The sequence below is a fragment of the Pseudomonas sp. FSL W7-0098 genome, assembly GCF_005930585.1.
GTDB lineage: Bacteria > Pseudomonadota > Gammaproteobacteria > Pseudomonadales > Pseudomonadaceae > Aquipseudomonas > Aquipseudomonas bubulae.
The window spans coordinates 342,972-362,502 of record NZ_RXHW01000001.1; the positions used below are offsets into that span (position 1 = coordinate 342,972).

Annotated in this window: 19 protein-coding genes; all 19 read left to right on the forward strand. The window is 58.3% G+C overall.

The genetic code is table 11. The annotated features are described in order from the left end of the window. Window positions 1–3 precede the first annotated feature (3 nt). The 19 genes from efeO (FHL07_RS01605) (at window position 4) to FHL07_RS01695 (ending at window position 19,500) form a co-directional block, all read left to right on the forward strand. Window positions 4–1,197, forward strand: a complete 1,194-nt coding sequence (gene efeO / locus FHL07_RS01605; protein WP_095019948.1) for an iron uptake system protein EfeO — start codon at window positions 4–6, stop codon at window positions 1,195–1,197. Window positions 1,198–1,214: 17 nt separating this feature from the next. Beyond that, window positions 1,215–2,525 carry an iron uptake transporter deferrochelatase/peroxidase subunit gene (gene efeB, locus FHL07_RS01610; RefSeq protein WP_095000272.1) on the forward strand — a complete coding sequence of 437 codons (1,311 nt, stop codon included), beginning with the start codon at window positions 1,215–1,217 and terminating at the stop codon, window positions 2,523–2,525. 25 nt (window positions 2,526–2,550) lie between these two features. Further along, complete coding sequence (gene efeO, locus FHL07_RS01615) at window positions 2,551–3,375, forward strand: iron uptake system protein EfeO (protein WP_095000273.1); 825 nt, start codon at window positions 2,551–2,553, stop codon at window positions 3,373–3,375. A gap of 478 nt (window positions 3,376–3,853) precedes the next feature. Beyond that, window positions 3,854–4,867: an undecaprenyl-phosphate 4-deoxy-4-formamido-L-arabinose transferase gene (gene arnC / locus FHL07_RS01620; RefSeq protein WP_095000274.1), complete on the forward strand. Its 1,014-nt coding sequence runs from the start codon at window positions 3,854–3,856 to the stop codon at window positions 4,865–4,867. After that, window positions 4,864–6,855: a bifunctional UDP-4-amino-4-deoxy-L-arabinose formyltransferase/UDP-glucuronic acid oxidase ArnA gene (arnA, locus tag FHL07_RS01625; protein WP_095000275.1), complete on the forward strand. Its 1,992-nt coding sequence runs from the start codon at window positions 4,864–4,866 to the stop codon at window positions 6,853–6,855. Before arnC ends, arnA begins: the two co-directional genes overlap by 4 nt. Then, entirely contained in the window at window positions 6,855–7,739 is an 885-nt protein-coding gene (gene arnD / locus FHL07_RS01630) for a 4-deoxy-4-formamido-L-arabinose-phosphoundecaprenol deformylase (RefSeq protein ID WP_130871500.1), read from the forward strand. Before arnA ends, arnD begins: the two co-directional genes overlap by 1 nt. Then, window positions 7,736–9,385, forward strand: coding sequence for a lipid IV(A) 4-amino-4-deoxy-L-arabinosyltransferase (gene arnT, locus FHL07_RS01635; RefSeq protein WP_095019953.1), 1,650 nt, complete (start codon window positions 7,736–7,738; stop codon window positions 9,383–9,385). Before arnD ends, arnT begins: the two co-directional genes overlap by 4 nt. Continuing rightward, window positions 9,382–9,726, forward strand: coding sequence for a 4-amino-4-deoxy-L-arabinose-phosphoundecaprenol flippase subunit ArnE (gene arnE, locus FHL07_RS01640; protein ID WP_095000278.1), 345 nt, complete (start codon window positions 9,382–9,384; stop codon window positions 9,724–9,726). The genes arnT and arnE overlap by 4 nt, the downstream gene beginning before the upstream one ends. After that, window positions 9,723–10,124, forward strand: coding sequence for a 4-amino-4-deoxy-L-arabinose-phosphoundecaprenol flippase subunit ArnF (arnF, locus tag FHL07_RS01645; protein WP_095000279.1), 402 nt, complete (start codon window positions 9,723–9,725; stop codon window positions 10,122–10,124). The genes arnE and arnF overlap by 4 nt, the downstream gene beginning before the upstream one ends. Beyond that, entirely contained in the window at window positions 10,121–11,479 is a 1,359-nt protein-coding gene (locus tag FHL07_RS01650; RefSeq protein WP_095019201.1) for a UDP-glucose dehydrogenase family protein, read from the forward strand. The genes arnF and FHL07_RS01650 overlap by 4 nt, the downstream gene beginning before the upstream one ends. 75 nt (window positions 11,480–11,554) lie before the next feature. After that, on the forward strand, window positions 11,555–13,162 hold the full coding sequence (locus tag FHL07_RS01655; RefSeq protein ID WP_095019202.1) for an ArnT family glycosyltransferase: 1,608 nt from the start codon (window positions 11,555–11,557) through the stop codon (window positions 13,160–13,162). Window positions 13,163–13,271: 109 nt separating this feature from the next. Continuing rightward, window positions 13,272–13,835, forward strand: a complete 564-nt coding sequence (gene pnuC, locus FHL07_RS01660) for a nicotinamide riboside transporter PnuC (RefSeq protein ID WP_095019203.1) — start codon at window positions 13,272–13,274, stop codon at window positions 13,833–13,835. Further along, entirely contained in the window at window positions 13,832–14,386 is a 555-nt protein-coding gene (locus FHL07_RS01665; RefSeq protein ID WP_095019204.1) for an AAA family ATPase, read from the forward strand. Before pnuC ends, FHL07_RS01665 begins: the two co-directional genes overlap by 4 nt. A 362-nt stretch (window positions 14,387–14,748) precedes the next feature. Continuing rightward, the gene (locus tag FHL07_RS01670; protein WP_095019205.1) at window positions 14,749–15,189 is read left to right on the forward strand and encodes a hypothetical protein; all 441 of its coding nucleotides are present in this window, start codon (window positions 14,749–14,751) and stop codon (window positions 15,187–15,189) included. A 1-nt stretch (window position 15,190) separates the two neighbouring features. Beyond that, window positions 15,191–15,766: an adhesin gene (locus tag FHL07_RS01675; protein WP_170943695.1), complete on the forward strand. Its 576-nt coding sequence runs from the start codon at window positions 15,191–15,193 to the stop codon at window positions 15,764–15,766. Window positions 15,767–15,836: 70 nt separating this feature from the next. Beyond that, window positions 15,837–16,637, forward strand: a complete 801-nt coding sequence (locus FHL07_RS01680) for a hypothetical protein (RefSeq protein ID WP_095000285.1) — start codon at window positions 15,837–15,839, stop codon at window positions 16,635–16,637. A gap of 62 nt (window positions 16,638–16,699) precedes the next feature. After that, on the forward strand, window positions 16,700–17,380 hold the full coding sequence (locus FHL07_RS01685; protein ID WP_095019206.1) for a C39 family peptidase: 681 nt from the start codon (window positions 16,700–16,702) through the stop codon (window positions 17,378–17,380). 46 nt (window positions 17,381–17,426) lie between these two features. Further along, window positions 17,427–18,164 (forward strand): hypothetical protein, encoded by a 738-nt coding sequence (locus FHL07_RS01690; protein WP_138737998.1) that lies wholly within the window; start codon window positions 17,427–17,429, stop codon window positions 18,162–18,164. Window positions 18,165–18,210: 46 nt separating this feature from the next. After that, window positions 18,211–19,500, forward strand: coding sequence for a transporter (locus tag FHL07_RS01695; RefSeq protein WP_095019208.1), 1,290 nt, complete (start codon window positions 18,211–18,213; stop codon window positions 19,498–19,500). Window positions 19,501–19,531: the final 31 nt, after the last annotated feature.

Consider the following 19,531-nt stretch of genomic DNA (forward strand, 5'->3'; position numbering starts at 1 on the left):
AGCATGCCAACCCCTGCAAGCGGTACACCCCCACGCGCCCTGCGCTGGGCGGTGGCCGGCTCGGTGATCGTGATGATCGCAGCCGGCGGGTTGTTCTACTACGCCTCGCAACTGGCCGCGGCCAAGCGCAAGGCTCACGGCACTGAAATAACCGTGACCATCCACCCGCATAGCTGCGAACCCGACGCCCTGACTGTACCGGCCGGCTTCAACAGCTTTCGCATTATCAATGCCTCCGAGCGCGCGGTGGAGTGGGAAATTCTCGACGGCGTGCTGGTGGTCGAAGAGCGGGAAAACATTGCCCCGGGCCTGAGCCAGGTGATCAACGCGACACTCGCTCCCGGCGATTACGCCATCACCTGCGGTCTGCTCAGCAACCCCCGCGGCACCCTGCATGTGACGCCCACTGCAGCGTCCGAAGCCAGCGCCAATGCCAGGCCTACGATGGTGGCCTTTGTTGGGCCGTTGTCAGAGTTTCGGGTTTACCTGAGCCAACAGGGCAGCGCCCTGACCAGGGCTGTCGATGCCCTGTCGCAAGCCATTAGCGCCGGTGATCTGGAACAGGCGCAGGCTCTGTATACCCCCGCACGCGAGGCCTATCAACGCCTGGCGCCGGCAGCGCAACGCCTTGCCGAGCTGGACAACGCCATCAATGCTCGCGCCGACTATTTCGAAAAGCGCGAGCAGGATCCGGGGTTTACCGGTTTCCACCGCCTGGAATACGGCCTGTTTGACCAGCGCAGCACTCAAGGCCTGGCGCCGATTGTCCAGCAGCTGCAAGCCAATAGCCTGCTGCTCAAGCAACAGTTGCTTGCCCAATCGTTGCCCCCCGAACAACTGGTCAGCATCGTCGCCCGCACCCTGCACAACCTGGCGGATAACCGCGCCAACAGCGGCGAAGAGGAGCGCTACAGCCATATTGACCTCAATGGCTTTGCCGCCAACCTTGAGGCTGCGCACAAAGTGGTTGACCTGCTGCGCCCTTTGCTGCTCAAGAAAAATGCCGACCTGCTGCACACCATAGACGGTGCCAGCAGCGCGCTGGATGCCGAACTCAATGGCCTGAAAACCCCGCAGGGCTACCGCACCTACGACACCGTCAGCGCCCCGCAGCGCCAACAAATCAGCAACAAGGCCAAGGTTATGGCCGATGCACTCGATGGAATCGATCCCGCCCTCGGCCTTAGCGGCCTGTAATTGCAGACGAGACGTACATGAGCGATTCACCACACACCCCGAACGAGTTCAACCTGCAACGCCGGCGCATCCTGATGGGCATGGGGGTCGCCGGGGCGGCACTGGCTGGCGGCGCCCTGAGCTGCCCGGCCATGGCCGCCGCCAACCCGGCCAATGCTCAAGTCACCCAGGCGCCGAGCAGCGACAAGACCCAGGATCATCACGACTTTCACGGCCAGCACCAAAATGGCATTGTCACCCCGCGCCCGGCCGCCGGTATGCTGGTGGCCTTTGATGTACTGGCCACGGACCGCGAAGGTCTCGAACGCCTGCTGCGCACCCTGAATGAGCGCATCGCCTTCCTGATGAAAGGCGGCCCGGTCGCCCAGGTCGATCCCAAGCTGCCGCCAGTGGACTCGGGCATTCTCGGCCCGGTGGTCAGCCCCGATAACCTGACCATTACCGTGTCCGTGGGCGACTCCCTGTTCGATGAGCGTTTTGCCCTGGCCAAGATCAAACCCAAACACCTGAGCCGCATGCAGGGCTTCCCCAACGATGCCCTGGACCCGGCCCAGTGCCACGGCGACTTGAGCCTGCAGTTTTGCGCCAATACCGCCGACACCAATATCCACGCCCTGCGTGACATTGTGAAAAACCTGCCCGACTTGCTGCTGGTGCGCTGGAAGCAGGAAGGCACCGTGCCGCCGCAAGCACCGGCCAAGCCCGGCGAGCCGGCGCAAAGTGCGCGCAACTTCCTGGGCTTTCGTGATGGCTCGGCCAACCCCGACTCCAACGACAACACAGCGATGAACCAGATTGTCTGGGTCCAGCCCGACAGTGGCGAGCCGCAGTGGGCGGTCAACGGCAGCTATCAGGCAGTGCGCATCATCCGCAATTTCGTCGAACGCTGGGACCGTACCCCCCTGCAGGAGCAGGAAAGCATTTTCGGCCGCAACAAGGCCAGCGGCGCGCCCATGGACGGTGCCCGGGAGACCGATGTGCCGGATTACAGCAAGGACCCCCACGGCAAGGTCACCAAACTTGACGCCCACATCCGTCTGGCCAATCCGCGTACCGCGCAGACACGCAACAGCCTGATTTTACGCCGGCCGTTCAACTACTCCAATGGCGTCAACAAGAACGGCCAGCTGGACATGGGCTTGCTGTTCATCTGCTACCAGCGCGACCTGGAACAGGGCTTTATCGCCGTGCAAACCCGGCTCAACGGTGAACCCCTGGAGGAGTACCTCAAGCCTGTGGGCGGCGGATACTTCTTCACCCTGCCGGGCGTGCGCGACGAACAGGATTTTATCGGCCGCTCGCTGCTCGATGCTGCTACACGCACCTGAACCTCAACCCACCGGAAAAAGTCCCATGAAGAAGACCCCGCTCGCACTGTTCCTGGCCCTGGGCTTGCTCCACACCCCTCTGTCGGCGCTCGCTGCAACCGCGCCACTGGATTTGGTGCAACCCGTGTCCGACTACAAGATCTACGTCACCGAGCAGCTGGATGAGCTGGCCAGCAACACGCAAAAATTCACCGATGCCGTGAAAAAGGGTGACCTGGTCACGGCCAAAAAACTCTACGCCCCGACCCGCGTTTACTACGAGTCGATTGAGCCGATTGCCGAACTGTTCAGCGACCTGGACGCCTCGATCGATTCACGCGTAGATGATCACGAAAAAGGCGTCACTGCGCCTGACTTCACCGGTTTTCACCGCATCGAGTACAGCCTGTTTGCCGAGAACAGTACCCAGGGGCTCGACACGCTCGCAGACGGCCTGAATAACGACGTCAAGGACCTGCAGACCCGCGTTGCCGGGCTGACCTTCCCGCCGGAAAAAGTCGTCGGCGGTGCTGCAGCATTGATGGAAGAAGTGGCCGCCACCAAAATTTCCGGCGAAGAAGACCGCTATAGCCACACCGACCTGTATGACTTCCAGGGCAACGTGGACGGCGCGAAAAAGATCTTCGATCTGTTCCGTGCGCAAATAGAACAGAGCGACAAGGCCTTTGCTGCCAAGGTCGACAAGAACTTCGCCACGGTGAACAGCATCCTGGCCAAGTACAAAACCGCCGACGGCGGCTTTGAGACCTATGACAAGGTCAGGGAAAACGACCGCAAGGCCCTCATCGGGCCGGTCAACACCCTGGCCGAAGACCTGTCGACCCTGCGCGGCAAGCTGGGTTTGAACTGATTCAAGGTTTCTCGCAGCGCCAACCGATGTGACTCACGTCACATATCCGCAGGTTGGCGCTGGGCTTTGCCTGCGCACTTGTTACTCATTAGTCATAAAAGCTGTGCTGAATCACTGTTCAAAATCGTTCAATCAATGTAAGAATCTTCCTGTTTAAGAAAAGTACTACTGTCAAGTCAGACAATGCTTGGGCGCTGTAAATACTTTCCTGAATAGCACCTGTCTAGCGTTTAGATAGGATGCACTGTTGACCCAACTTTTATAGGTTTTTCACAAGGACGCGTTTAACGTATGCAACAGCAACGAAAGCAATGCCCCAAGACTTTGCAACAAAATCATGTAGATAACGCTTTAGAACGACTTTACCTTTGTTAGAAACAGGCTTTACTCGTAAAGGGCCCGGATCTTTAACGCGCCCTGAGTTTGGTCGACAAAGACATGTCGTCTTGTGCCATTGAAACTGACTGGAACGAATACTTTGAAACCCTACCCAATCCAGTGTGTGTCGATCGTCATTCCGGTCTACAACGAAGAAGAAAGTCTGCCCGAGCTCTTGCGTCGTACAGAAGCCGCCTGCGCACAACTGAGCCAGGCCTATGAAATCGTACTGGTCGACGACGGCAGCCGGGACAAATCGGCGCAAATTCTCGAAGACGCTGCCGCACGTGAAGGCAGCCCCGTCGTTGCGGTTATTCTCAATCGCAACTACGGCCAGCATGCTGCAATCATGGCCGGCTTTGAGCACTCCAAGGGCGATGTGGTGATCACGCTGGATGCCGACCTGCAAAACCCGCCGGAAGAAATTCCGCGCCTGGTGGCACAGGCTGCTCTTGGGTACGACGTGGTCGGAACGGTACGCAACAACCGTCAGGACTCCGCCTGGCGCCGCTGGCCTTCACGGCTGATCAACCTGGCCGTACAACGCTCCACCGGGGTTGCCATGAGCGACTACGGTTGCATGCTGCGCGCCTACCGTCGCAGCATCGTCGACGCCATGCTCGCCTGCCGCGAACGCAGCACCTTTATCCCGATCCTGGCCAACAGCTTTGCCCGCCACACCACCGAGGTACTGGTCGAGCACGCAGAGCGCGAGCACGGTGACTCCAAGTACAGCGCCATGCGCCTGATCAACCTGATGTTCGACCTGATCACCTGCATGACGACCACGCCCCTGCGCCTGCTGAGCATCATCGGTTTCAGCATGGCAGCACTGGGCGCGGTCTTCGCCATTGCCCTGATCATGTTGCGCCTGATCTTCGGTGCAAGCTGGGCCGGCGACGGTACTTTCGTATTGTTTGCGGTGCTCTTCGTGTTTACCGGCGGCCAATTTATCGGCATGGGCCTTCTGGGTGAATACCTGGGCCGCATGTACAGCGATGTAAGGGCACGGCCACGATTCTTCATTGAAAAAATCGTACGCGCCGACTCTGCAACGCCTTCCGTTACAACCAGCACCCCGACTTCCTCTACTTCGACACAGGTTCAATCATGAGTTTGAAAGCCGTTGTTTTCGCCTATCACGATATTGGCTGCACAGGCATCGAAGCCTTGCTCAATGCAGGCTACGAAATTGCTGCTGTATTCACCCATGCTGACGACCCCAAAGAAAACAACTTCTACGGTTCGGTTGCCCAGCTGTGTGCACGCAAAGGCATTCCGGTTCACGCTCCTGAAGACGCCAACCACCCATTGTGGATCGAGCGCATTCGCAAACTGAACGCCGACTACATCTTCTCGTTCTATTATCGCCACCTGCTGGGCGAAGAGTTGCTGGCAAGCGTCAGCAAGGGCGCCTTCAACCTGCATGGTTCCCTGCTGCCACGCTACCGTGGACGCGCACCGGCCAACTGGGTACTGGTAAACGGCGAAACCGAAACCGGCGTAACCCTGCACCGCATGGTCAAACGCGCCGACGCAGGCGATATCCTGGCCCAGCACCGTATCAGCATCGAGCGTTCGGACACGGCCCTGACCCTGCACGCCAAGCTTCGCGAAACCGCCGCCCAACTGCTGGCCGAAGCCTTGCCACTGCTGCCACAAGGCAAGCTCACCGAAACCCCACAAGACGAATCCAAAGCCACTTATTTTGGTCGCCGCACCCCGGCTGACGGCTTGCTGCAATGGAACCGCCCGGCTGAAGAACTGTTCAACCTGGTACGTGCCGTGACCCAACCTTACCCGGGCGCCTTCTGCGCCGTGGGTGAGCACAAGCTGATTGTGTGGGGCGCCGAAGTGGTTGCCGGCAACCAGGGCCATGCACCTGGCCAGGTCATCAGCTGCGAGCCGCTGCGGATTGCCTGCGGCACAGACTCGCTGGTCATCACCGCAGGCCAGCGCAACGATAACGGCCTGTACCTGAGCGGCCCGCAACTGGCCCGCGAGCTGGGCCTGGTAGAAGGTTCGCGCCTGCGAGGCAGTGAGTCCGGTCGCCCGGCACGCCGCACCCGCGTGCTTATCCTTGGGGTTAACGGCTTTATCGGCAACCATTTGTCCGAGCGCCTGCTGCAGGACGACCGCTACGAAGTCTACGGCCTCGATATCGGCTCCGATGCTATCGATCGCCTGCGCAGCCACCCCAACTTCCACTTTGTGGAAGGCGATATCAGCATCCACACTGAATGGATCGAATATCACATCAAGAAGTGCGACGTGGTCCTGCCGCTGGTGGCCATCGCGACGCCAATCGAATACACCCGCAACCCGTTGCGCGTGTTCGAACTGGACTTCGAAGAGAACCTCAAGCTGGTGCGCTACTGCGTCAAGTACAACAAGCGCGTGATTTTCCCGTCCACGTCCGAAGTGTATGGCATGTGCCAGGACAAGAACTTCGACGAAGACACCTCCAACCTGATTGTTGGCCCGATCAACAAACAGCGCTGGATCTACTCGGTCTCCAAGCAACTGTTGGATCGTGTTATCTGGGCTTACGGTACCAAGGGCCTGAAATTCACCCTGTTCCGTCCGTTCAACTGGATGGGCCCACGCCTTGACCGCCTGGACTCGGCACGGGTTGGCAGCTCACGCGCCATCACCCAACTGATCCTGCACCTGGTGGAAGGTACCCCGATCCGTCTGGTTGACGGCGGCGAACAAAAGCGCTGCTTCACTGACGTGGCCGATGGTATCGAAGCCCTGGCGCGCATCATCGACAACAAGGATGGCAAGTGCGACGGCCAGATCATCAACATCGGCAACCCGGACAACGAAGCAAGTATTCGTCAACTGGGCGAAGAGTTACTGCGTCAGTTCGAGGCGCATCCGCTGCGTGACAACTTCCCGCCGTTTGCCGGTTTCCGTGATGTTGAAAGCCAGTCGTTCTACGGTACCGGTTACCAGGACGTCAGCCATCGCAAGCCAAGCGTGGAAAACGCCCGCCGCCTGATTGACTGGACCCCGACCACCGAGCTGAGCGAAACCATAGGCAAGACCCTGGACTTCTTCCTGCGTGAAGCCATGGTAGAAATCGCGGAAAAACGCTGATGCAAGCTGGACTGCGTATCGATGTCGACACGTACCGCGGCACCCGAGAGGGGGTGCCGCGGTTACTCGAACTGCTCGACGAAGCTCAGATCAAAGCGACGTTTTTTTTCAGCGTGGGGCCGGACAACATGGGCCGCCATTTATGGCGGCTGATCAAGCCCCGGTTCTTCTGGAAAATGATGCGCTCCAAGGCGGCCAGCCTTTATGGCTGGGATATTTTGCTGGCTGGCACCGCCTGGCCTGGCAAACCGATCGGCAAGGATCTGGGGCACCTGATGCGCCAGACCCTTGCCGCCGGGCATGAGGTCGGCCTGCACGCCTGGGATCACCACGGTTGGCAGGCCAATACCGCGCGCTGGAGCGAGACGCAGCTGATCGAGCAGATCCGCCGGGGTGTCGACACCCTGAGCGACATCACCGGGCAAGCCGTCGAATGTTCGGCGGCCGCTGGCTGGCGTGCCGACGAGCGCGTGGTCCGGGCCAAGGAAACCTTTGGTTTTCGCTACAACAGTGATTGCCGCGGGCACAGCCTGTTTCGGCCAAGGTTGGCCGACGGCAGGCTGGGGGCGCCGCAAATCCCTGTGGACTTACCCACATTCGATGAAGTGGTCGGGCCCGAGCTCAGTGCCGCCGATTTCAACTCATTCATTCTTGACCGCTTCAGCCCGCAAAAGCTGAATGCGTACACCATCCATGCTGAAGTAGAAGGGATTCTTATGGCCAATGACTTCCGTCAATTACTGGCGCAGGCCCGTGCCCGTGACATTCATTTCCAACCCCTGCGGGAGTTGCTGCCCGCCGACCTCGAGAGCCTGCCCGCCGGGCAATTGAGCCGTGGCGTGCTGGAAGGCCGTGAAGGCTGGTTGGGAGTGCAGAAGCCATGACTTCACGCTGGACAATACCGCTGCTGGTTCTGGCCTTTATCGCCTTTTACCTGTTGCCATTGGGCACCCACGGCTTGTGGATCCCGGACGAAACGCGCTACGCACAGATCGGCCAGCAAATCCTGATCGACGGTAACTGGGTCACCCCGCACTTTATGGATTTGCGTTACTTCGAGAAGCCGATTGCCGGCTACTGGATGATTGCCATCGGCCAGGCCATTTTTGGCGAAAACCTGTTTGGCGTGCGCATTGCCTCGGCCATCGCCACCGGTTTGAGCGTGTTCCTGGCCTATGCCGTGGCCCGTCGCCTGTGGAACGATCCGCGCAAGAGCTTTGCCTGCGCCCTGGTGTACATGACCTTTGGCCTGATTGCAGGCCAGGCCGGTTATTCCAACCTTGATCCGCAGTTTACCCTGTGGGTCAACCTGAGCCTGGTGGCGCTGTGGTTTGCCGTCGACAGCAGCTCCAATCGTGATCGCCTGATCAGTTGGGCGGTACTGGGTTTTGCCTGCGGCATGGGCTTTATGACCAAGGGTTTTCTGGCTCTGCTGCTGCCGGTACTGATCGCTCTGCCCTACATGCTCTGGCAAAAGCGCTTTCTGGAACTGGTCAAGTACGGCCTGGTGGCCATGCTGGTGGCGGCCATTGTCTCGCTGCCGTGGGTGTTGGCAGTACACGCCCAGGAGCCTGACTACTGGCGCTTCTTCTTCTGGCACGAGCATATCCGCCGTTTTGCCGGTGACGATGCCCAGCACGGTCGCCCATGGTGGTTCTACCTGCCGCTGCTAGTGGTTTCCAGCCTGCCTTGGGCAGCGTTGTTGCCGGTGGCCTTCAAGGACGCCTGGAGCAACAAACGCCATGCAAGCATTGTGTTCGTGCTGCTATGGCTGCTGCTGCCACTGGGGCTGTTCAGCCTGAGCAAGGGCAAACTGCCAACCTACATCATGCCGTGCATGTTGCCGTTGGCACTGCTGCTGGGCCACGCAATGATGCAACGGGTTGAACAGGCCAAAACCTGCGCCCTGCGCTTCAATGGCGCGGTCAACCTGATCGGCGGCAGTGCGGCATTGCTGGCCCTGGTGTATTTCCAGGTCAAACAGCCCTTCTATGACAACGAACCGCTGCATATGGCCCTGCTGGTCGTGGTGCTGCTGACGTGGATCATTACCGGCCTGCTGACACTGACCAAACCTCTGAAAATGTGGGCTGCGCCGGCACTGGCCATGGGTGTTCTGGTACTGGTACTGCCAGCCGCCATGCCGAGCAGCGTGGTTCACAACAAAATGCCTGACCAGTTTGTCCTGGAACATATGGATGAGCTGTCCCGGGCCAAGACATTTCTGAGTAACGACCTGGGCGCAGCGTCTGCTTTGGCCTGGCGTCTGCGCCGACCTGACGTGACACTTTACAACACCCAGGGTGAGGTCAAGTACGGCCTGACCTACGACGATGCCAAAGGTAAAAGCATTAGCCTGACCGAAGTTGGCCCGTGGATGGCTGAAGCTCGCCGCAAAGGCCCGGTCGGTGTGGTAATGCGGGTCAAGGACAGCGATGAGAGCCATGAAATGGACGAGTTGCCCAAAGACGCCAAGCGCTATGACGAAGGCAATATGGTGATTCTGATTTACCCGCAGATTGCTCCATGACCCTGACGCTATTGCTGTTGGCCTGTCTGTTGACCTGTGCTGGCCAGATCGCCCAGAAATACGCGGTCGAAGGTTGGCGCGGGGTTGACACCGGGGTGGCGCAAAAACTGCGCTCCCCCTGGTTATGGCTGGCACTGCTATGCCTCGGCCTGGGTTTGCTGGTGTGGTTGCTGGTACTGCAACGGCTCGAGGTCGGGGTTGCTTACCCGATGCTCAGCCTAAATTTTGTACTGATCACCCTGGTGGCCCGTTATCTGTTTAAAGAAACCATCGACCTGCGCCATTGGCTGGGCGTTGGGCTGGTAATAGCCGGGGTGGTTTTACTGGGGCAACACGCATGAGCCTGTACCGTGGATTTGCCTTTGCCTCAGGCAGTGTACTACTGGTCAGCGGCGCCCAACTGGGCATGCGCTGGAGCATGACGCGGTTGCCGCAGCCCGCCCAATGGCTTGAAGCGTTCAGCCAGGGCAGTGTCTCGCTCCCGGCGTTGGCCATGGTAGTTGCCGCCATTGTCGCGTATGCACTGTCGATGCTCTGCTGGCTGCTGGCCCTGCGCGATTTGCCCTTGGGCCGCGCCTATTCGCTGCTAAGTGTCAGCTATGCATTGGTCTACCTGCTGGCTGCCAGCCTGCCGATTTTCCATGAAAGCTTCACCCTTTCAAAAACCCTCGGTGTGACGCTGGTCATTCTTGGGGTGCTTGTGATCAATTCTCGACGTACTTCCGGAAACAGCGCATGAAAATCAGTGTATTTGGTAGTGGTTATGTAGGCCTGGTGCAGGCGACGGTTCTGGCGGAAGTCGGCCATGACGTCATCTGCATGGACATTGACCAGAAAAAGGTCGAGTCGCTGCAACAAGGTCACGTCAGCATTTTCGAGCCCGGGCTTTCAGCCTTGGTGCGTGAAAACCTCGAGAGCAAGCGCCTGCGTTTTACCAGCGATGAAAAAACCGCTGTCGAGCACGGCGAGGTACTGTTTATCGCCGTGGGCACGCCTCCGAGCGAGGACGGCTCGGCTGATCTTGGCCAGGTGTTCTCCGTGGGTGACGCCGTTGCCCGCCACCGCAAGGAGCCGCTGATCCTGGTCGAGAAATCCACCGTGCCCGTAGGCACTGGCGACGCGCTGACCGCCCATATCAACAAGGCCCTGGAGCAGGCCGGACGCTCGCTGCAATTTGACGTGGTGTCCAACCCGGAATTCCTCAAGGAAGGCTCGGCCGTCACTGATTGCCGCCGCCCGGACCGCATCATCATTGGCTGTGCCCGTGAAGAAGTGCGTGAAGTCATGCGCGACCTGTACGCGCCGTTCAACCGCAACCATGACCGGATCATTTTCATGGACCTGCGCAGCGCCGAGCTGACCAAGTACGCCGCCAACTGCATGCTGGCGACCAAGATCAGCTTTATCAACCAGATCGCCGAACTGGCCGAGCACCTTGGGGCCGACATCGAAGCCGTGCGCCTGGGCATTGGCGCCGACCAGCGCATTGGCTATCACTTCATCTACCCTGGCTGCGGCTATGGCGGTTCGTGCTTCCCCAAAGACATGCGCGCGCTGATCCACAGTGCCCAGCAGGTCAATTGCTCCAGCGATCTGCTGCAAGCGGTCGAAGCGATCAACGAGCGGCAGAAGCACAAGCTGTTCGAACGCATCAACGCGTTTTTCAAGGGCAACCTTCAAGGCAAGACCTTTGCGTTGTGGGGCCTGGCATTCAAACCCAATACCGATGACATGCGCGACGCACCCAGCCGCGTATTGATGGAGGCCCTGTGGGCTGCGGGTGCCAATGTGCGCGCTTTCGACCCCGAAGCCATGCAGGAAACCCAGCGCCTTTACGGCGATGAAGCGCGCCTGAGCCTGATGGGCACACCGGAATCTACCCTTAATGGCGCCGACGCATTGATCGTCTGCACCGAGTGGCAGCAATTCAAGGCGCCGGACTTCGACCTGATCAAGCAACGCCTGAGCGCGCCGGTGATTTTTGACGGGCGCAACCTGTATGACGGTGAGCGCCTGGCCAAGGCCGGCTTGCAGTACTTCCCGATGGGGCGTGGCGAGTCGTGCAACTTGCCGGTCGGGTCAACAACCCTTTGATGATTCAGCAGCGCCGCCATTGGCAACAATGGCGGCGTTTTTTTTGTGCGTCCCGATGAGACAAGGAAACTCGACATGCGTGCCGATTTCACCTCCCCCGCCCTGCTCACCTTGCGCAGGCAATCGCTGATTCTGGGCGCGCTCGCCTTGCTGCTGTTTATCCTGGGCAACCATCAAGAGGCCGCGATTGGCTTTGATTCGCGCTTTGTCATGTTCGCCAATGAAATGCTGCGTCACGGCCCCGGTTTTTTCCCGACCACCTACGGCCAGCCTTACGCGGACTACAGCGCAACCTCGACCCTGCTTACCTGGCTGCTGTCCCTGCCCTTTGGCAAAGTCACCAGCCTGACAGCTTGGCTACCTACGGCCATTGCCAGTGCAAGCATTGTGACCTTGATGTATCGCCTGGTAGCGGCGCAATCGCGCACCTGGGCGCTGGTCAGCGTGGCACTGCTGTTGCTGAGCATGACTTTTATCACCGAAACACGTGCGGTATCGCTTGACCAGATGCTGGCAGCGCTCAGTTTCAGTGCCTTCTACCTGGCTTACGCCCACGATCACTTTGCGGCACCACGCCGTCATTTCTGGCTGTTGGCCCTGCTGGTACTGGGTTTTGCCGTGCGCGGGCCGATCGGCCTGGTCATTCCCAGCGGTATCCTGTGCAGCTATTACCTGCTTAATGGCCAGTGGCGGCGCCTGATCAGCTTTGGCCTGCAAGCGCTGGTCTTGCTGATCCTGTGTATTGGCACGTTATTGATGCTGGCCTGGATCAGTGGCGGTGAGGCTTTTGTACATGAAGTCATCCGCATGCAAGTGACAGGACGCATGGATGGAACCGAAGGCGCCAGCGGCGTGCTGTATTACTTCACCAGTTCCATGGGCAATTACGCGCTGGCTTATCCGCTGGCCGTTTTGGTGCTGCTGGCGATACTGATTACCGGGCGCAAGCCGTCGGGGCCAGCCTTGCAACTGGTCAAGTACTGCGTTGGTGCAGCCCTGATCGTGATGATCGGCCTGTCGATTCCCCAGGCCAAAAAGGCCCGTTACCTGCTGCCCATGTTACCGATGGCCGCGATTATTGCGGCCTACCCGTTCCAGGTCATGCACGGGCGGGTATTTGCTGGCCTGCGCGGCTTGATTCAGGGGTTGTTCCTGCTGCTGCCGGGTTTACTGATTATCGGTCTGGTGATTGTACGCAAGCGTTTTGGTGAAGAGTTGCCACCCTTGACCGTCATATTCGTGGCCCTGGCCGTGCTTCAGGTTCTGGCCATTGGCGTACTGTTCAAAGCCCAATGGCGTGTTGCGGGGCTGGCAACCTGTGCGGTGCTGGCGATGTGGAGCAGCTATATCATGGTCTTCGAACCTGCAGAGCGCAGCCTTTACGATACGCGTACCTTTACCCTCAAGGCCATGCAACTGATCGACCAGGCTCCGGCCCCAGTAGTACTGCATGGCATGGGCAAGGACGCCAAGGCGATCAAGTTCATGGTTAACGTGGATCGTGATCTGCTACCGCTGTTCACCCAGTCATCCGCTGAACTGGCAGCATTGCCGGCTCCGGCCTGGATCATCATGGATCGCAAGGACTATGAGGCCTTGCAAGGCAGTGACCTGGGTAATATTGCCCCGACGCTGAGCGGTCGTTTCGACAAGAACGACTATGTGTTGCTGCATCGGCCTTGATCCTGTGGGAGCGGGCAACCCCGCTCCCACAACTACGGCAAAACGCCAGAGCACAAACAGTGCGCCTGCAGGTACAATCCCCGCCCTTCTCTCTCCCCAAGGAATCCCAATGTCAGGGCTTGAACTGTTTGCCGCCGCACTCGGCGTCATTGCTGTCTGGTTGACAGTCAAACAGAACCCCTGGTGCTGGCCCATCGGTCTGGTGATGGTGCTGCTCTACAGCTGGATCTTCTTCGAGATCAAACTGTATTCAGGCATGCTCTTGCAGGTATTTTTTGCCCTGTTGCAAGTCTATGGCTGGTGGCAGTGGACACGCGCAGGGGCACAGCATGAAGGCCGTGTCGTCAGCCGGCTAAGCCCATTGCAAGTGCTCGGCGGCGTGATTGCAGGCGCCATCGGCAGCGTCGCTCTCGGCGCCTCAATGGCCCATTGGACCGATTCCACTTTCCCCTGGTCAGATGCCACGCTGACAGCCTTCAGTCTGGTTGCCCAATTATGGATGGCGCAAAAACGCCTGCAGTGTTGGGCATTGTGGTGTGTCATCGATGTGCTTTATATCGGCTTTTTTGCCTGGCAGGACCTGTACTTCACCGCCGGCCTGTACGCGTTGTTTACCCTGATAGCCATTCAAGGCTGGCGTGACTGGCGCCGCGACCCGGCGCTGCGCACATGAAGGTGGTCGTTCTAGCGGGGCCGGAGTCGAGTGGCAAGAGCTGGCTCGCTGCGTTATTGCAGCAGCGCTTTGGCGGCACGATGGTGGGCGAGTATGTGCGCTACTTTATCGAGCAAAACCCTCGCGAGACCTGCCTGGCCGATATTCCGGACATCGCTCTCGGGCAGCTTCGCTGGGAAGACGAAGCGCGCGCCCAACAACCCGCGCTGCTGATTCTGGATACCCATTTACTCAGCAATATCCTCTGGAGCCAGACCCTGTTTGGTGACTGCCCACAGTGGCTTGAAACTGAACTGCTCAAGCGCCACTACGACCTGCATTTGCTGCTGTCCCCCGACGATGTGGAGTGGACCGCTGACGGTCAACGCTGCCAACCCTCACTGGCGGAACGCCAGGCGTTTTTTGCGGCCAGTCTTGACTGGCTCACCGATCATCAACAAACCGTACAAGTGATAACCGGCGACTGGCAGGCCCGGCAACAGCATGCCTGCGCCGCAGTCGAACAATTAATGGGTAGTCGGGAAACTTGCTCAGGCAGTATTAGTTCATAAGTTAGGTTGTTTACAACAAACAACTGGCAAGCGAGTTACTTAATGCTTTCAGCTTCTTGCCAATGTCCGTTGCTGTTACATGAAAATTTCGTGAAGCCTCTAAAACATTGGTTTGAGGCACGACTTTGCGCAATTGTAAGGTTAACGAGACACCCCCCTGCCCCACGTAATTTGCAACCCGGCCCTTATTGTACAAGGGCCGGGGCTGCACACTGACATCTCATGTTCGTTACACCTGATCCCGCCCGGAACAGTCATCGTGCTGTGTGCTGTTGTTTTCAAACATTAAATTGGAAATGGCACAGCTCATGCTCTCTTCCTATCACGCTTGCCAGGGCCAGCGTCGATAAGGGAGCACAGTCATGGGGCACGCATGTTGTGGTAATGGTCACCTGCTGATGGCTTGCAGCCTGAGCGCCTTGCTGGGCTGGTGCGCCGTTGTTCAGGGCGCCGGTAATGGCGAGATAGTGCTTACCCGTACCGTGCAACCCCATGCGGTGGGCAATCCGCCCATGCATCCCGATCCTGACCCGCTAACCGTCAATGCCAGCCCCTTGGCTCAAGTCATGGGGGCAACCCGTGAACTGAGCGATGGTGATTTTGCCAGCGTCAGCAGCGGAACTGCGATCACCCGGTCCATTTTGCCCAGTGGTAACACACTGCCCGGCCTCACCACCAGCAACGGCCTGCCAGGCATAAGCAATGGTCATGCTGGCGGCAGCGCAAACAGCATTTCCGGCACGATTGGCAACAGCATTAGCCAAGGGATGCGCCCGCTCTCTGCCCTGGGCCAGGGGAAATAACATGATTGCCTGCCGCCTGCCTGCACTGATTGCCGCGCTGCTGGTCACCTCCTTCGCTGTGGCGGCTTCCGATAACAACGCCACGATCAAGGATTCGGGGGCCAACTACCATGGCAATGTCTCGCTTAACCAGGCCTCTGGCGATCAGCAACAGCAAGTCAATATCCGTGCAATTGCCATCGGCACCGAGGCACGCGCTACGACTGCAGTGACCCAGAAACTCAATACCCCCGCCGACACCTCGCTCAATGCCCGGGCAACTATCGGTGGCAATTCCTTCAGTAATGGCAGCGGTGTGATCGGTATCAACCAGTCAGCCGGAGCCAATAACCAGATGGTCAATGCCGTGCGGGTCAGCATCAGTGCCCAGCCGCAAGGTATCGACGACAGCGCCTTGTCCCAGCAGAACGTGGCGCTGCTTCCAGACTCGGGTACCGCATCCCCCGCCAGCGGCAGTCGCCAGATCGTTACCAGCGATCAGGCCTTCACCGGCAGCCGAGGGGTGGTGCAGTTGAACCAGAGTGCAGGGGTGGGGAACCGCATGGCTAACACCCTGAATATCCGGGTTGCTGACTGACCCGGCAACAACGCAGTGCAATTGGAAAGTGCCAACACTTAACCCAACTAATGATGCACGGAGAAACACCATGAAACCGTCAATCGCTCTGAAGCCACTGGCTTTCGCTCTGGCAACACTGGTGGCCGTATCTGCTCAAGCCAACGGTAACGGCAACGGCAACAACAATCCGCCGCCTCCATCGACACCGCCTGCATACACCCTTGACCCTAATGCCGCCGCTGCTGCAGTCGTGATTGACGTGCAAAACAGTCATAACAACAAAGTGACCAACAAGGCGGTCGAAAACAATGCAACCATCAAGGACTCGATCAAAGGGTCTGAAGGCAACATGGGCGCGAACGCCGCTTCCGGCTCCGGCAACCAGCAAGACAACGCCGTAGCGATCGCCACTTCAGACGAGAGCTTTGTGTTTGGTACCGCTGCGTCCCTGACCAGCGCCACCCAGACCAACAGCCACAACAACTCGCACAACTATGGCGCACAAAACAACGCCTCGATCAAAAGCTCGGCCAATGGCAGTTCGGGTAACGTCGGCATAAACGTTGCTTCGGGCGAGTTCAACCAACAGAAAAACAACCTGGCCATCGCCGTATCCAATGGTCGTATCGCCAGCGCCGGGGCAACCGCCTCGCAAACCTCGAACAACCTGTCGGTGATCAACGAAGCCGGTGCGTCTTACCTGAGCAATGTGAATACCTGGAATCAAGGGTCGGGCTGGAACAACAAAACCCCTGTCGTCAACAACGCCACCATGGACCATTCGTTCAATGGCTACTCGGGTAATGGCGGTGCCAATATTGCGGCAGGTACCGGCAACCAACAAAGCAACTCGCTGTCCATCGCTGCCGGCTGCAAGGTCTGCATGTAGTCGCGACGCTAAAGAAGGGTCTCGTTTATGAGACCCTTTTTCCTTATTCAGGCGTATCAATCATGCGTATTGTCGCCCTCACCCTCTTCCTCGGCCTGAGCGCAATGGCCCATGCCGCACAGATGCCAATCGCTGCCCTGCCTGGCGGCAACCTGGTGTTCAAGCAGGTGCAGAGCATTCGTGAAAGGCGCTTTGCGGATATTGTTGAACAAAAAACCGATTTCAGTTGCGGCGCTGCGGCGCTCGCCACCGTACTGCGTCAGGCCTATTGGCTGGACGTCAACGAAGACCAGATCATCAAGGGGATGCTGCAAAACGCTGATCAGGATCTGGTTCGCACCCAGGGCTTCTCAATGCTCGACATGAAGCGCTACGTTGAGAGCATCGGCATGCGCGCCAGGGGTTACCGAATTCCGGCGCAGAGCCTTGAAAGCGTGAACATACCCGTTGTGGTGCTACTGGATATCCGTGGCTACAAGCACTTTGTCGTGCTGCAACGCGCGCAGAAGGACTGGGTGTATATCGGCGACCCTGTACTGGGGCACAAGCGCTACTCCCACGCAGATTTCCTCAAAGGCTGGAATGGCATTGTGTTTGCCATCATCGGCCCCGGTTACGACAAGACCAATGCGTTATTGACCCCGCCTGCCCCGCTGACCGCAAAAAACCAGCTCAACGGGTTTAACCCGGTCAAAGACGCAGAACTCATGGACTTCGGTTTTATCCAAAGCGACTTTTTTTAAGGTGCGTCAATCATGACTACGGGGCCCGACGCTCCAGGAGCCGTACATGAATACTTCCATTTGGCTGATTGCCGCATGCCTTGCGACCAGCCTGCACGCCCAGGCGGCGTCCTTTAAACCGGTTGAATTGAAAGACACTGAAATGGCCGAGTTGCGCGGCCGCTATGTGATGCCCGGGCGGATCATCAGTTTCGGCATCGTGATGAACAGTACCTGGACCAGCAGCAATGGTGGCGTAGTCGGCGCCAGTACTTCCATGTATGTGCAAAACACCATTGAACCCAAGTTTTACGTGTCCACTTACAGTTCTGCCGGTAACGGTGCCCCTGGCTCAAACGGCACTGGTTCGGTTACCGGTGGTGCGGGCCTGACCACAGCCCAGGGCGTCACCCAGAGCGTTCGGGCTGCGGGTGACAACAACAGCGCCTATAACAACGTCGACATCAATGTCAGCGAGGCCGACCAGGCCCCCGTGGTCAACCAGCAAGGGGTTTTACTCACGACCCATACGTCCATCACCCAGGCTGCTGGTGCGGGCAATGTGACCGTCTCGGCCACGGCTGGGGGCGTTCAGCTGGCCATCCAGGCCAACAACAATCAAGGCAACTCACTGCAGCAAATCGCCCAGGGTGGCGTATTGCAAAGCACTACTTTGCTGGGCGGCGGTAATAGGGTCAATAACATGGCACAACTTAACGTGGTACTGGGTAACAACCTGCCCAGCCTCGGCGCGCTCGATTGCAACCTCAATCAATTAAAAGGCCTTCGCAATATGGGTTATTGAACTAGGCTCAGGCTCTACAACTTGGCTTATCTGGACGGCTTATTTCATGCATCGATCGATAACCTTTCGCGCAGTTGTATGTATGAGCACTATATTCCCGTCACCCCTGTTATATGCAGCGGCTGATGCCGATCTAGCGCTACTAAAACAAGAACTTATGGAGCTTCGCCAACGTTACGATCAACAGCAAAAAGCCCTGGCAGTGCTTGAGCAACGGGTGCGTGAAGTTGAGGATCAGCCCGCGACGCCACAACCCAGGCGCCTGGCCAAATCACCGGCCGACATGAAGGGCAACCAGAACGTTACGGCTGCCAGTGGCACCAGTACCGCTGCACAAGGCAGCTCTTATGGCGCCGCGCTCAAGGATGACTCCGCCCCCGCCCAGAGTGTGGTCAACCTCTACGATGAAGCCAGCGGTTTTTTCGGCGGCGGCAAGTTCAGCCTCGAAACGGGTATTACCTATTCGCGTTATGACACACGCCAGCTGATTCTCAATGGTTTTCTGGCCCTGGATTCAATTTTCCTGGGCAACCTCAACCTCGACCGGATCAAGGCCGACAACTGGACCCTTGACCTCACCGGACGCTATAACCTGGATAACCGCTGGCAGTTTGACGTTAACGTTCCGGTGATTTACCGCGAGAGTACTTACCAGTCCGGCGGGGCCAACGGCGGTGATGCGCAAGCCACTTCAGAGCAAACGGTTACCCGCGACCCGACCATTGGCGACGTCAACTTCGGAGTCGCGTACAAGTTCCTCGACGAGTCGGTCAATACCCCGGATGCAGTCTTCAGCGTGCGGGTCAAGGCCCCCACCGGCAAGGACCCGTTTGGCATCAAACTGGTCAAAGCCTCTGAAAACACCAACTTGTTTGTCCCTGAAGACCTGCCCACCGGCAATGGTGTGTGGTCGATCAGCCCTGCCATTTCCCTGGTCAAAACCTTCGACCCAGCTGTGCTGTTCGGCTCTCTCTCGTATACCCATAACCTTGAAGAGTCATTTGACGACATCAGTTCCACGCAAAACCTGAAGCAGCCCGGCAAGGTCAAACTGGGTGACAGCTTCCAGATTGGCGCAGGGGTTGCTTTTGCCCTCAACGAAAAAATGAGTATGTCGTTTTCCGTGTCCGACCTGATTCAGAAAAAGAGCAAACTCAAGCAGGATGGCGGTGACTGGCAAACAGTTACCACCAGTGATGCCAACGCCGGTTACTTCAATATCGGCATGACCGTAGCAGCGACCGATAACCTGACCATCGTGCCCAACCTGTCCATAGGCTTGACCGACGATGCGCCAGACTTCACCTTCAGCCTGAAATTCCCTTACTACTTCTAAACAGCAAAAGGCCCTCCGCGCTTGAGCGCTG